Origin of the sequence: Veillonella atypica, from assembly GCF_041431435.1 — a bacterium.
GTDB classification, from domain to species: domain Bacteria; phylum Bacillota; class Negativicutes; order Veillonellales; family Veillonellaceae; genus Veillonella; species Veillonella atypica.
Map to the genome: position 1 here is coordinate 167,409 of NZ_JAPVXV010000002.1, position 15,143 is coordinate 182,551.

Annotated in this window: 6 protein-coding genes and 2 CRISPR repeat arrays; of the genes, 1 reads left to right on the forward strand and 5 read right to left on the reverse strand. The window is 34.2% G+C overall.

Annotated elements, in window-relative coordinates:
* Positions 1 to 38: 38 nt before the first annotated feature.
* The 4 genes from cas1 to O3598_RS03465 form a co-directional block, all read right to left on the reverse strand.
* Entirely contained in the window at positions 39 to 1,034 is a 996-nt protein-coding gene (gene cas1, locus O3598_RS03450) for a CRISPR-associated endonuclease Cas1 (protein ID WP_316598756.1), read from the reverse strand.
* A 19-nt stretch (positions 1,035 to 1,053) separates the two neighbouring features.
* A complete protein-coding gene (gene cas2, locus O3598_RS03455; protein ID WP_371451772.1) occupies positions 1,054 to 1,359 on the reverse strand; it encodes a CRISPR-associated endonuclease Cas2 in 306 nt (101 codons plus the stop codon).
* A gap of 495 nt (positions 1,360 to 1,854) precedes the next feature.
* Positions 1,855 to 2,530: direct repeats of the CRISPR family, unit length 35 nt; unit sequence GTTTCAATACCGTAAACGGTAAGTACTGTTGCAAC.
* 1,431 nt (positions 2,531 to 3,961) lie between these two features.
* Complete coding sequence (locus O3598_RS03460; protein ID WP_371451774.1) at positions 3,962 to 5,926, reverse strand: DUF7017 domain-containing protein; 1,965 nt, start codon at positions 5,924 to 5,926, stop codon at positions 3,962 to 3,964.
* Positions 5,927 to 5,928: 2 nt separating this feature from the next.
* Complete coding sequence (locus O3598_RS03465; RefSeq protein ID WP_371451776.1) at positions 5,929 to 8,784, reverse strand: ATP-dependent DNA helicase; 2,856 nt, start codon at positions 8,782 to 8,784, stop codon at positions 5,929 to 5,931.
* A 306-nt stretch (positions 8,785 to 9,090) separates the two neighbouring features.
* Positions 9,091 to 9,771: direct repeats of the CRISPR family, unit length 35 nt; unit sequence GTTTCAATACCGTAAACGGTAAGTACTGTTGCAAC.
* 1,489 nt (positions 9,772 to 11,260) lie between these two features.
* Here O3598_RS03465 and O3598_RS03470 point away from each other — a divergent pair.
* A complete protein-coding gene (locus tag O3598_RS03470) occupies positions 11,261 to 12,997 on the forward strand; it encodes a hypothetical protein (RefSeq protein ID WP_371451778.1) in 1,737 nt (578 codons plus the stop codon).
* Positions 12,998 to 13,052: 55 nt separating this feature from the next.
* On the opposite strand, the gene O3598_RS03475 is transcribed toward O3598_RS03470, so the two are convergent.
* On the reverse strand, positions 13,053 to 15,083 hold the full coding sequence (locus O3598_RS03475; protein ID WP_371451780.1) for a hypothetical protein: 2,031 nt from the start codon (positions 15,081 to 15,083) through the stop codon (positions 13,053 to 13,055).
* Between the last annotated feature and the right edge of the window lie 60 nt (positions 15,084 to 15,143).

Consider the following 15,143-nt stretch of genomic DNA (forward strand, 5'->3'; position numbering starts at 1 on the left):
AATCACTTATAATCATGCACTTTATGAAAGTTTTATGATTACGAAACAGTTTTTACAGCCCTATCTGTATGTATATCACTCATTCGGTCTAAATAACTCATAAATTCTCTTACACATTGTTGAATCCACTGACGTGGTGATATCCCACCAAACCGCTTAACTGTGCTTGTCATATACGACTCATATAATGACACCCATTTCTTTTGAGCATCTTTAGACATAAAACAACCACGTTCAGTGATTTCAAAATCTGTATCATTTACCATGTGGCGATTTAATACTTTTAAAATAAAACGATCCATCACCTCTTGTCGTACTAAATCCATCAAGTCATAAACGAGACTATCCTTACGATTATTCGTGCTATGTAGCAGACCAATACGAACATCAAGGCCGGATGTCAAAAGACAAGAGCGTACCTCACGTTCTAGAAATGAATAGCCATAACTAAGCAATGCATTCACAGGATCAGGACTTGGATGACGCTTACGGCCAGTAAATTTCCAAGGCTCAGAAAGGCATGCACCCCATACAGAAAAATAGGTTTTAGACGCCAATCCTTCCATACCACGCAGACCATCAATAGTTCTAACTTTACCTACACGCTTTAATAGACCGTATAAGGTCTTACGCACAAAATCATAGTTAGGCAACGCTTTAGTTTTACTATACTGTTCCAATATAAAGATTTGTGCTTGAATCTTTTTCTGTACAATATACTGAGCCCCCATTAGGGCAAAGGATTCGTCTTGAAAGTATCGTGTTTGCCACAATAACTTAGATAGTGATGTCTTTTCATCTCCCAATGTACCAACTAGGCGATATGCATGGTCCACAAACTGAATAAGAGAACCCTGCTGCACCAGAGAATACATCACTTGCGTAGATAATTGCGTTGTTCGACCAACTACTAACGTTCCAATGGTCGCCATTGGCAATTCTCGCAACACCTTATGATCTTGTTCTAACACTAACAAACCACCATCTTGATTAACTGACACACCGGGTGTCATTACATATACTGTTTCTACCATGTATACCACCTCCTACAAATTAAATGATTAATACAGGCCCCTCATTAACAGGAAGGTACTGATTACACCATATTGGTGTCTTAGCCGTATCCGAAATTGAAATCACAAGCAATCGCTTTGTCATATCACTTCCGGTTAATTTCTCTAATTGTTTTATAATTGTTTCAATACGTACACGTACATGCGAGCATAAAAATACACTGTATTGAACACGATAGCAAAATGACTCTAAATACTTTACAACCTTGTTTCTGATTTTTGTATCTGAAATATCATATGAAATAAGATACTGCATACAACACCTCCAAACTAATAACAAACTCATTAACTACATTCATTATACAAATCTAGAGAGAGGTACAATAATCAGAAAAACTAGGAATGAAAAAGCTGTGCCTCTGTTACAACACAGAGAGCACAGCTCTTTTAGTAATAGATATGTAATTTTAAATTAGAAATACTAATGTCGCATCGTCGCATACGCAAGCGGTAAGTACTGTTGCAACAAATTGGCAAAGAAAGCCGATTTGCCAATTAATTTATCGTTTCAATACCATAAACGGTAGGTACTGTTGCAACGCAATTTTAGTATCTTCCGTTTATAAAGGATATGCAAACTAGTTTCAATACTGTAAACAGTAAGTACTGTTGCAACTGCTGATAACGTTAAATACGTTTTTAGCAAAAAGGGAGCATAGTTTCAATACCGTAAACGGTAAGTACTGTTATCTTATCACCTTTGTTTTCCCTTCCCTCCGGTCAGAGACTAGAGATGTGCGGGCCTCATCGTCACTTCGATTCTCTGCTGCCTCGCACCCTTCGTCGCATACCGTAAACGGTAAGTACTGTTGCAACAAGAAATGCTGGCTACCATATGCTCTTAAAGATTTAGGACGTTTCAATACCGTAAACGGTAAGTACTGTTGCAACTTTCAGATTTGAGGATTTGGGTGTTATTTCACCATTCGAGTTTCAATACCGTAAACGGTAAGTACTGTTGCAACTTCATGATAAACGAACTACAAAAGAATTGATTGTTTCAATACCGTAAACGGTAAGTACTGTTGCAACGCAGAGGTTAAACTCTTGATAGAAAATGGATATAAGTTTCAATACCGTAAACGGTAAGTACTGTTGCAACCTAATCGTACTTTACAAGACGTAGTTACAATCGGCTGTTTCAATACCGTAAACGGTAAGTACTGTTGCAACTGGAGAAATCGAAGGCTTGCCTGAGCCACAAGAAGGCGTTTCAATACCGTAAACGGTAAGTACTGTTGCAACATTTGATTTATCTGTAGATTGTGGTACATTATTTGAGTTTCAATACCGTAAACGGTAAGTACTGTTGCAACGATCGTCTACCAAAAGGAAAGGAGGAAAAGTTTGTAGGTTTCAATACCGTAAACGGTAAGTACTGTTGCAACATTATGGTATAGAAGAAATTTGCCAACCATCATGGTTTCAATACCGTAAACGGTAAGTACTGTTGCAACAGCGGGTCCTAGAAATCCAGTATTTATGGGGCTCAAAATTAGGTTTTAGAAAACCTCACACCGTAAACGGTCAAAACATGCTCTCATTCGGTTCATTATGTCTACGAACCTAGGTAAACACTAGTAGAAAATGATTTTTCTAAGATTACAGTAATTATAAGGGTTTTCGAGTTTTACGTCAATATGTGGGGAGATTTTCTAAAAGGGACGATTTTTATAAAATACAGGTGGTAACTGGGCTTATTGCTATTTTGATAACTTTTATAGATCAAGAAAACCTTTTCCACTGATAGTATATTATAAAAAAGACCTACCCGCATGATATCACACGAATAGGTCTAACCATTATCTAATTCATTATTCACTTTTTAATTATACCTCAACACATACATGTACTAAACCAAAATCTATAGATGGGAACATATAAAACACCTCCTCATAATATATACGAAAATATTTCAATTAAAACTAGTCTTCATCAAGTACATCTAGCACTGCTACTAACACTGCAACTGCAGCTTCTACTACTAATGGGGACATAATACACCTCCTACTCCTATATCAAATTAATCCTTAAATATTTCATATACTGATACGCCAAAAGACGCACCTTCTACAAGGCTCATTACTACACCTACCAATGGAAACATATTCATTCCTCCTTATACAACAAACATAACACATACTTAATTCAGTAGAAACTAATCATCAAGTGCATCTAGCACTGCTATTAATACTGCAACTGCAGCATCTACCGCTAATGGGGACATAGTATAACACCTCCTTATTAATAATATGATTAAATACATTTCATTCAACTATAACTTTAGAATTAAATTTCGTTTCATGTTCATTAACCTCACAATCTACAACAACCTACATTCATAGTATAAACCAATAAGTAAAAATCCCTCTATCAAAATAACTAAGACAAACACCCCTCCGAGCAAATCAAATTGATCTACTCGGGGTTATCGATAAGCACTGTTATAACAAGCATATTCCAATATCAAACTTGGAAGGTAACTCAGATTGAGTTTCAATACCATAAACTGACAAAACTAGTCAGATAACAACCATGCTAATAATAATAACATAGGTCCACCTCCTATTCATTCAATAACGTATCAACTGTGTATAGTATATATCACATCGACCAATTAATCTCATCAAAATAACTAAGAACAATATACTAATTAGATAAAACAAAAGAGCCCTGCCCATATGTTACCATACGGACAAGGCTATGCTTAGAGGTGCGAGGCAGAACGAACTTTAATGATATAGTTTATATTATTTACCGAAAGGAGAAATTTTTACATTCGCACCTTGCACCACTAAGTACTCAGTGTTAACTGATGTGTTTATTATAACAAAGGTATCAAATTATACGTATTCAAAAAAACTAGGAAGAATTCATTTCGCTACAGATTAATACTTAGAGTATGATGGTAGCTTTTTATAGCCTTCCACATCTACAGATGAGATTTCTACGGCACTCCACCCCCATTTATTTTTTAAACGATCATAGGAGCGAATCGCAGTACCAGCAACTACATCACCACTAACCAATTTATAATCATCTACTAGTTGACGTTCTATAAATACATTGGTACGTTCTGTGAAAGCAATCCCGCCAGTAACAACTTTTACTATATTCTCAAAATCCATAACTAATGAACTAGGTGGGTTTTGCCTTACCTTTTCACAGGAAAGAACATTATTTACAACGGTACCATCCTTACGTTCAGCAGATGAATAGGAAACAGATACAACATCCATTACCTGTAAAGGAGTGCTTTCATTAACAGTATAGACAAGTAAAACATCACCACTGGCCACTATATAAGCACGATTACGCCGGGCATCCACTTGATTCACAATACCAATATGATGAGGGAACTCCTTTGTCGCATCAGTCTGCTCAATCATAAAAATGTCACCACTACTATATCCAGTCCATTTCATTTTTACACGAATAGGTGTACCAAATTCTTTAGATATATTACGTAACATAGAAGGTTTAACATGAATTTCCTTAGGTGGCTCAGAATTGGATTTCATCACAATAATATTAGTAGCTTTTCCTTTTTCAGTTGTATAAGTCGTCCCAACAATTCCTTCATACCAAGGTAAATCCTTATACAACAATGCCAATGCAGGCACACTATGCTCAATATAAAAATCATCAGTAACAGATTTACTATCCGGCATATACCAAGAAGCTTTCACATATTGATTTAATATGTCTTCAATCTTGTGCCCCTTTTCCTGTCTAGCTTTAATCAAATACCGCGTTTCAGAACTAGCTATATCAAACCATTCTAATTCGATTAACTGCTTAATCAAGCCGAGTCTTGACTTACCATTATAGTATGTATCTGTTTGACACAGTATCGATTTACAGTAACATGCCAATGCGAGCTTTGCATCACCTTCTACGGTTTCTGCCAATCCCTTCCAAAGCCAAAATTCATAAGGTTTGTCATATAATAGCTTAATAATGATAGCTTGAGCACGGTCAAGCTGATTTACCATCGTTAACGCTTTGGCAATATTCCATTTCAAAAACAATGTATTTTCATGTAACTTACTTAACTGTGATGTTGCTATATCACATAATGCAATAACGCTATCCTCATCAACCTTTTTATTAATACCATCTAGGGATTTCTTCAAAATTCTTGAGACTAAAGAACTACCTTCGCGTTGTTTCCCATCTGCATCGGTATAAGTGCTAGTCTTATAATCCTCATACTCAAAACAATTAAAATCAGTTTGTAACGCATACATATATAATTTAATAGGCTGTTCTTCATCCTTAAAAGATAAGATACTTCTCCATACACACCGCATCAATAAAGTTTCATCTGAAAGCCCCAATGAGAAAATCTCATCTAAATAAAATACAACATGATCAAAATTAACGACTTTGTCACTTATCTTTTGTTTTAAGAGAGTATATAAACGCCAAGCATAAGAGCGTTTAACAGTCAAATTATCCGGAAATTGTTTCACTAATGCTTTTGCTCGTTTGGCCGCCTCCACAAATTTATTGGCGTCCTTAAGGGCCTTAATCTCCTGAAGCCCTTTATATTCTGGACTAGCCATCCGTATAGCAAACTCACGCTGTTTAAGCAAGATTTCTTCAGTTCCCTTAGAATTATCAATTTCTAGAGCTTGTAATTCATTACAATATTCTTCTAAATGTTCAAGTTGATTTGTATTAACTCCGCGTTTAATTAAATCAATTAAACACCACGCATAGGCTCTTATATTCCATGCATCATGACCTGCCATGTTCATTAATTCTTTTGCTAACTCGAATGCACGATCAATATCTTGATGACGTAAATCAAAAACATCCTTGCTCGTATACTTCGTCTTAGTTTCCATAGCTACATAACTCCTTCTTCCAAAACGGATTTAATATCGTCAGCCAAGTCCGAATCATTACATAAGCTATCTATAAACTGGGTTTTCGTAACTCGTTTTTTACCATTATAAATGATATCCATCGTAATAGTACCTATACCTCTTTTGAAAGTATATCGAACTCGGTACGGAGCACACTTGATTTCTTTAATTCCAATATGATGTTCTTGCAACTTAGCTTCTAACTGTTCGCTATAAGCTTGTAAAAACTCTTTAAATGGTTCTGGATATACTGCTCGTTGAACAATCGATTCCACATTTTGTGTTTGTTCCATAAGTGGTTTTTCATCCATTTGTATCAACAATCCTACCAACATATTCAGTGAAGTATATAATTGATTAGAATTATTTTTATTACTAGGACTTATACTCCTGATAATATGTTTGCCATTATAGTAAATCTTATACTCTTCTAATTTACCTTCAATCTGAATTTGATAGATATCATGATAGTCATGAGATACAACTTTCTTAATAGTAATATCTTGACCTGCCAAAGTCTTAACAACCATGCGGCAAATACCTTGCGAAATACTAGGCAATGAAGCTAACTCAAAATCAAGATATGTATCAATTGCACAATCTTCTTGTAGTTTTGAAGTTAGTTGTTTTTGATTTTCAGCGAATTTCAATTCATCTACTTCAATATTAGAATCAGCTCTTCTATCCCACCAATTAAGTAAATACAAGCACTCCGTTGCCCTTGTGATTCCTGTATATAACCACTTAAATCCATCTACGGATAGTATGTTGTTATAATGCTGACAATCGAGGAATACACGTTTCCACTCACTGCCTTGTGCTTTATGGCATGTAATTGCATATCCATATTTAGCCTGAACTGCATTAAAATACGGATCTGACATCATTAATTTCAACCGTTCATGACTATTATTAAAATGGATTTTCTTATGCTCTTCTTCTGATCCATCATCCTTATTTTCTGCTTTCATTTGTTGCGCAATAGATTTTAAAGCATTAGTGTTTCTTATATAAAAATCTTTATATAATGCTTTTTGTTCATCTGCATCCAACATGGCATTAGGCGATGTTAATAAATCCTCTATCAACAAGGTAGGTGCTACAATACGCATACCATTTTCATTAATAAATTCGACTTGAACATGTCTAAAGTTAAGATCTACAATCCGTTCTTTATTCAATTGAATTCGACGAGACTCTACATGATCTACAGCCGTAACTGTTGCAAATTCTCCATTAAACACGCGGTGTCCATCGATAAATGTATTTTTAGAGAACATAATTCGATCACCTGGCACTATTGTCTTAGCCCCAGGATATAAGGACTCTCGTATCATCATGTTATACATACCTACTAAGTCATTCTTAGAGGCAATCACAATGGTCTGCGCATCCATATTATTATTGCAGTTCATCATATAAGTGTCTAAAAATTGTTCAGCCTTAATGCCTACTACCTCTGAATCATCTTGCTCAATAGTTAAACGATTTAACTGATGTCGAGCTAAATCATTTCGAATATGTAAGGCATTCTTTAAAATGAGGCTATCTGTTTTTTGACGTACTACTTCAGTAAGTTGGAAGGAACGAATAGGAAATTCATCACCGTATAACTTTTTAAAATACTCTTCAGATAAAGCTGGAGAGTGATTCATTCTAACAGGCATAAGCTGTGCATCATCACCAATAAAAATGACTTTCTTAGCATGTTCATTAGCATCTAGATTTATATAGTACATTAAATCATCTAATAATTTCCCGCTACCAAATTGGATGAATTCGTTATTTGCCATAGCATCGGACAACATGGAGCTTTCATCAATCAAATACACATGATTAGCTGGATTTTCATTGTCCTTTAATTCGAATACTAGTTTAAAGGTTTCTCCCTCTTGATTTCTTCCATATTCGTTCAACGTATTAAGAGAGTAAATCATAGAATGTACAGTAGATGCAGAATGACCTGTTTTCTCACGCAATACCAACGTCGCTTTACCAGTTGGCGCAGATAAACTGCAACTACGTCCAACATTCTTAAGATAATTAACCACACCTTTAAGGATGAAAGTCTTACCTGTACCAGCATAACCTTTCATTAGGAACACATGTTCCGAATCATTGTTAAGGAAATCCTCTAGTTGCGCTACTAATTCTTGCTGATCTGCGGTCAAAGCATATCCTTTAAACTCGTCTACCAAATGATAGTAAGCTGCGGTTTCTTCTGGATATAAATTGATATGATTCTTTTCAATAACATCAGCATATTCCTTAGCATGTACCTCCGTAATTTTTTCACGTTCCTCAGAACTAATCTTACTATATACTTCGTTTCGTTTAGCAATGGAACCATCTGGGTCACGATGTAAAGCTTCTAGTTCTTCGTCCAAATCGATAGAATCAACTGGATGTACTAAAGGTTTATTTTCAGGTAAAACAAATTCAGGATAATCCGTAATAGTAGGGTCCAATTTAAAACATAGCCATTTACTCAATAAATATGATTCCTTTAAGCAATGATTAACCACCTTTTGATCACACTCAATAACTTTATGGGCCATATCATTACCATTAACACGAAGAAGATGCAATTTTTTTATAATATCATGTGGAACTGCTCTAGAAAATTCATATTTTTGTAATTTACTACAAAAGTTTTCATTAGGATTATTAGGCAACTGTAAGTCGTTATACAAATAATTAGTAAAACTTTCAGCAAACACGCGCAACTTAACTAATGCAATTTGATGATCTGCATACAAATACCGTTCAGAATCCGTAGCCATTTTATACATCTCAGGATTTATGGTCTCTAATCTTGAAAAATTATGTGTCCCCATATGCCACCTCAACCATTTACAAATACTTTGTAAATCATGAGAATTTCATGAATTGTTAATTTTAATTATAGGGTAGTCATAAAGTTCCGTCAATAATTGCAATACTATACATTAAATTAGTTTAATAATAGCTATGACAAAAAAAAATATTGTAAAATAACTAAAATATCCCCCAGTAAACACAATTGTCTACTGGGGGTATTTACTTACGGTATGTTATTAAAAATCATAAAATTTTAAAAGATATGTTACTGGTTAAGGTTTTCTAGCATGAAGGCAATAACTAAAGATTTGTGAGTATATTCATCATATATACCGTAAACGGTAAGTACTGTTGCAACACATATTCAATTTATGAAGATGAAGAAGATTATTGTTTCAATACCGTAAACGGTAAGTACTGTTGCAACGCAGAAAGAGGTATACTATGCTATACGAAGAATTAGAGTTTCAATACCGTAAACGGTAAGTACTGTTGCAACATATGATATATAGTTTATAGTATTAAGCCATATGGCAGTTTCAATACCGTAAACGGTAAGTACTGTTGCAACGAAAGTGCATATGGTGATTCTATCGTATTTGAGTTTCAATACCGTAAACGGTAAGTACTGTTGCAACATCAATTGCTCTACTAATTCAGTCTCAGTAAATGGTTCAGTTTCAATACCGTAAACGGTAAGTACTGTTGCAACCTATTATTAGCTCTAATGGTGGTGGTGCTACTATGGGTTTCAATACCGTAAACGGTAAGTACTGTTGCAACTTAAAATTTTCTATTAAAGTATTTTTAAAATTTTCTAAAGTTTCAATACCGTAAACGGTAAGTACTGTTGCAACTCAAAATAGGGCTCCAATGAGTTCTGAGACCCATTGTTTCAATACCGTAAACGGTAAGTACTGTTGCAACCTCTTGGAATGATCGAAGGTATCTTAAATAAATTCCATGAAGGTTTCAATACCGTAAACGGTAAGTACTGTTGCAACAGCGAGTCCTAGAAAGCCAGTATTCATGGGGCTCAAAATTAGGTTTTAGAAAACCTCACACCGTAAACGGTCAAAACATGCTCCCATTCGGTTCACAATGCCTACGAACCTAGGTAAATACTGGTAGAAAATGATTTTTCTAAGATTACAGTAATTATAAGGGTTTTCGAGTTTTACGTCAATATGTAGGGAGATTTTCTAAAAGGAACAATTTTTATAAAATACAGGTAGTAACTGGGCTTATCGCTATTTTGATAACTTTTATAAGCCAAGAAAACCTATTTCATAGCTAATTTACAAAAAAAGACCTACTCGCATCAGATCACACGAATAGGTCTATCCATTCTTATATTCACTTATTACTTTCAAAATTATTCTCCAAAACATGATACCACAACATACAGCACTAATAATCCTAGTATAATTGACATATGTAACACCTCCTTTTATTACAGAATGCTAACTAGTCCCGTGTTGCCCGATATATTGTTGTTCCTATTGTTACAGTTGTTGAAAAGACTTCCCACGCAGATGCAGCTGCTAAAAATCCTAATACTGGTAACATATTAACTCCTCCTTTTTAAAACCTTAACAATTCATACTTACATTAACAAACAAAAAATACTGCATCAAAGTTACTAGGAGATACCTAGCTTCTATATGACACAATCAATAAAATATTATCTAAGCTGACCGAATGTTCCTCCCATTTTATTCACCACCTTTAATAAAAATATACTTAAAATATTAATCCTCAAATAATTTACATAAACCAAAAACTACTGCAAAACCTATAAATGGATACATATAAAACACCTCCTCATAATATATACGAAAATACTTCAATTAATACTAGTCTTCATCAAGTGCATCTAGCACTGCTACTAACACTGCAACTGCAGCATCTACCGCTAATGGGGACATAATACACCTCCTTATTAGTAATAATGATTTCACCAAAATTTCTAGGACCAACCTAATACTTTCAACTAAGTGATTTCTTATCGCCCACAACTTGATTATATATGAATTACTAATATCACCATATTCAAAATAACTAAGACGAAAGAATCTATAAAACTATATTGGCATAAATTCATCTTGATAAATCTATCTAGATATATTATGACAGACTACTATATACAGTACTTAAAATTTGGTATAGTATTCATGAAAGGTTCATTCATTTCAATGTAATAGGAGCTATATCATGGAACATCATATTTATTTAACATTTTTAAGTACTCTTGATACACGTTTCACTTTTAATCCCGAAAAATTAAAAAAAACAATTATCAATCTTATGGATATCGATCCATTAAATACAATTCTTCAAACAAATGAGTCTGCACTAAAATATTTACTACATAATAAATTGATAGAAAATCCTACTTTCATATTAGATAAGCTCTTTTTCTTTAAAACACCTGAGCTAGTAGACACATTCAAAGAATCAGACATATCAACGCTAAATATCTTTGAAGAACAAATGAATAACTACATAAATACAATGCATATACCCCTAACTTGGAATGAAGATACAATTAACTATATAGATTGTGGCGATATTGATGATATAAATAATTTAAAGGATAGTATCATCGATATGTCCCAAGCAATCATGTCTTACTATAAAGAGTTACCAACAGAAGATAATGTTATATTACATGTTGACTTATCAGGTGGCCCTCGTACAGCAATTATGTTGATGATTGCCATCATTCGTTTGGTAGCATTTCAAGGCATTCAAATCGGATCTATTCTATACGCTAATATGAATAATAAAAATCGTGATGAAATATTAGTGTATGAAGGGAACTCTATCTATAACATTTATGATATGATTACAGGTTTTGCAGAGTTTAATCAATTCGGCAGTGTAGATACATTAAAGACCTATGTAAACACATTGGAAAAGCCTGATAAACAAGTCGAAACACTACTCGTAAAAATGAGCGATTTTTCAGAGGCTATTCGTCTTTCAAGTCGAGGCTTATTCCAATTATCCATGGAAGATATCCATCAAACTCTAACAGATATCGAATCCACTAAAAATGCTTCACAACTTATGAGTACAACAAGTCATAAAAATTTTGAGATTGAAGCACTAAAAATGATGAGTCCTACCATCCAAAACAACTATAATATTGTATTGAATAACAAAGAAGATGATTTAGCCTATATTGACTGGTGCCTTAACAATGGATACCTACAACAAGCACTTGCATTATTTGCGGAATTTGTACCTCGTGTCATTCTTGATTCCAATATGTTTACATTAGATGAGCAACTCTTTCCAGTAAATGCCAATTCAGAGCTAAACTCGTATATGGAACATTTCAATACAATTAATACATATTCTGCGAAAATCATTGAAATGGTTAATGAACGAAGCAAACCAATCATCAATCAGATTAAGAAATCATTTCATGAATATATAAACGGCGACTATAAAAGAGAATGTAATAAAATCATCAAAGAATCGACAGCAGCACGGAAATCTAACCGTGCTTTCAACATCACCCGAGAAGATACATCATTTCCAAATTTTGAGAAAAATTTACTAGATAGTATTAATACCACTATTAGCACCATAGCCGCTAAGGAAGCAGATGCAATATTCAAATATTATACCTACGAAAATGATGATAAAAATCTTCCGATCAAATTCTTGCGTCTTATCAGTAATCTATGTGTAAATAGTCAATATATTCTTGATATAAACGAATTCCCAATACAGTTCAGACGATATGTCGTACAAGCACTTAAGCAAGAATTACGAAATGCAGGAGATTATGATGATATTATCACAATCACACCACAATATAAAATTCAATTAAATGCAACAAAACAGCTATTTAAAATACGAAAAGCATTTCTATCACTCCTCACTTCATCAGATTATGAGTACATATATCGCTACTTATTTTCACAAGCAGTAACATACCAATATCCTATAGATTTATTTCCACTCAAACTATACGATATTGATGGACTCATATTACACCCATGTTTACATAATCATCTAGAGATAATACAAAAGATTGCAAGCGTCTTAAATCTATATAGATTGCTTAAAGGTAGTCGAAACGATACAGCTCATGCACGAGAAGAAAAACGTGGCCAATGGCAAGGAAGTGCGGACATAAAAGAACAAATAGACTTATGCCTTACTGAAATCCGAGATGTTCGCAATTTTATTCGTACAAATACTACTCACAAATAATTACAAACGGCTAGAAAACAAGATTCATCACATGTTTTCTAGCCGTTCTTATATATTATTTTCTGCCTAAAAATCTTGCGAGATTAACACATTGTTTTATCTCTCTTCGTAACTCACAAGCTGTAGTGTATTTACAAAGAGCCTCTTTATTAGCATGATTACTATCATTCCGAGCTTTTTTGATTTCAAAATATTGCTCTAAAAACACCAATGTATTACTCACATTTTCTAAATCCTTATGAGGAATTATAACACCTGGCAAATTATACAAATCAACCTTATTATCCTTGGACAATCGAATAAGCTGCTCAGCATATTGTAATGGTGAAAGGTTCGCCGTATCAGCACGATATATAATTAAACCTTTATACTGCTTACCATCAAAGCCACCTGTAATATAGTTGATAAAATCATTACATACGGCTTGATATGCTTCATTCGCTGTATTCTTAAATTGAATTGTATTTGTCTCCGCATCAATAATAACATATTTATTACATGGATAGTCCTTGAACACAACCTTAAAAAAATGTAAGCGCATCGGCAAAAATACATCATTAATATTAACAATATTAGACGGTGATTTCATAATATCACCGAGAAAATAAATCCAATCAATTAACGTATAGTTTTTAATTTCCACATCTTCCGGCGGATATAAGCTAAATCCCTTTCCTTGTAAAAGGCTACTACAATTAGATGCTAATTGTTGTATCTGTCTATCAACTAATTCATCAATAAGTTTTTTTTGTTGAAATAAATCAGTTTCATTGTGAATAATATTATCACGCTCATTAGTAATCTCACTTAAGACTTTACGTATTCTTCGATCTAATTTTGGTGCCAACTCTTCTTTTGCAGGTTCACCACCACATTCTGATATTTGTCGTCTCGCTTTATTAATAGCATTAAACAATCGCATCGGTGTAGACCGTAAATCTGAAGGATTATATAAATCTTTAACTAACTCTTTATCATTAGCCAGTACATCCTCATCCACCTCAATAATTCCCTTGTCTACCACATATTCTGGTACATATTCACAGAACAGTGTTAACGCTTGTTGTAAATAATCATGATCGAGGCACCAATCGATATACGCCAATTCATCGGATGTATCATTATGATGATGTTCTAATAACTCAGCATAGGATTCTTCTATCGGCTGTTGTAACAATTCTACCAATTCTTGATTAAACGATTTACTGCGACATTCATAACGAGCAGATGCTTTTACTAACGACAAACTTTCATCAAGATTAGCTATAGATTTTTCAAAGGCACCTCGGCTCGAAATATTAATGGCCTCTGAAAATTCATCCATGGCAGTCAACAATTGATGTGTTGAACTATCTATCGTTTCGTCCTTGGATGGAGATGCATCCTCAGCATCAAAATATTCATTCAGTTTTTTGGCACTGCCGAATAATTTGAACTCTTCAAATCCGGCAATCATGTCAAACAGGTTGTACACATCTAAGATACGATGCACCGTGATTTCCTTCGGCACATTATCAATTCGTTTTAAACTCGAGTAATACACGCCCCGCACCGTAATGCCATGGTACGCCATGATTCGACTAATAACGAGCAAAATCATCGCTGCATTTCTCGGCCCACCCGTAGTATCCATATAGAGGCGCACCTCATTTTGATCGCCCATAACGCTATCTTTAAAAGCAAGGATTCTCCGCGATACATCAATAATACTCGTTTTAACGCGGTCTAAATCATCGAGATTATCGCCACACGGAATTTGTTCAATGCTATGGGTGAAAGTATTAATATTTTTTCCCTTATTATAATATACCTCCACCATTTGTTTAAGAAATATATCATACGAAGAAATGCCCGTAGTTTCCTTGGCTTTCAACACATCATCTGTGCATAACAAGAAAATCTTATCAAATGATACATCTGCCGTTTCCTTCTCACGCCACGTATGATGCAATACATATTTTAATGCGGATTCATTCGTCGTAATACTATCCCGCATATCATCATCAAAATCCTCATTCGTTATCTGTTTTATACTCGTACTAGTCACCAGACTAAGAAATGTTAAAAATACATTGTATATTGCCATACTATCTCCAAGCTCATACTAGTAGCTCTGCTTCGTAATAAATTATCGTTAATTTGTGAA

What these genes read in the sequence shown, in the direction of transcription:
- O3598_RS03475 (WP_371451780.1), bottom strand. Translation starts at nt 15,083, where the DNA reads ATGGCAATATACAATGTATTTTTAACATTTCTTAGTCTGGTGACTAGT.
- cas2 (WP_371451772.1), bottom strand. Translation starts at nt 1,359, where the DNA reads ATGAGTTTGTTATTAGTTTGGAGGTGTTGTATGCAGTATCTTATTTCA.
- cas1 (WP_316598756.1), bottom strand. Translation starts at nt 1,034, where the DNA reads ATGGTAGAAACAGTATATGTAATGACACCCGGTGTGTCAGTTAATCAA.
- O3598_RS03470 (WP_371451778.1), top strand. Translation starts at nt 11,261, where the DNA reads ATGAATAACTACATAAATACAATGCATATACCCCTAACTTGGAATGAA.
- O3598_RS03460 (WP_371451774.1), bottom strand. Translation starts at nt 5,926, where the DNA reads ATGGAAACTAAGACGAAGTATACGAGCAAGGATGTTTTTGATTTACGT.
- O3598_RS03465 (WP_371451776.1), bottom strand. Translation starts at nt 8,784, where the DNA reads ATGGGGACACATAATTTTTCAAGATTAGAGACCATAAATCCTGAGATG.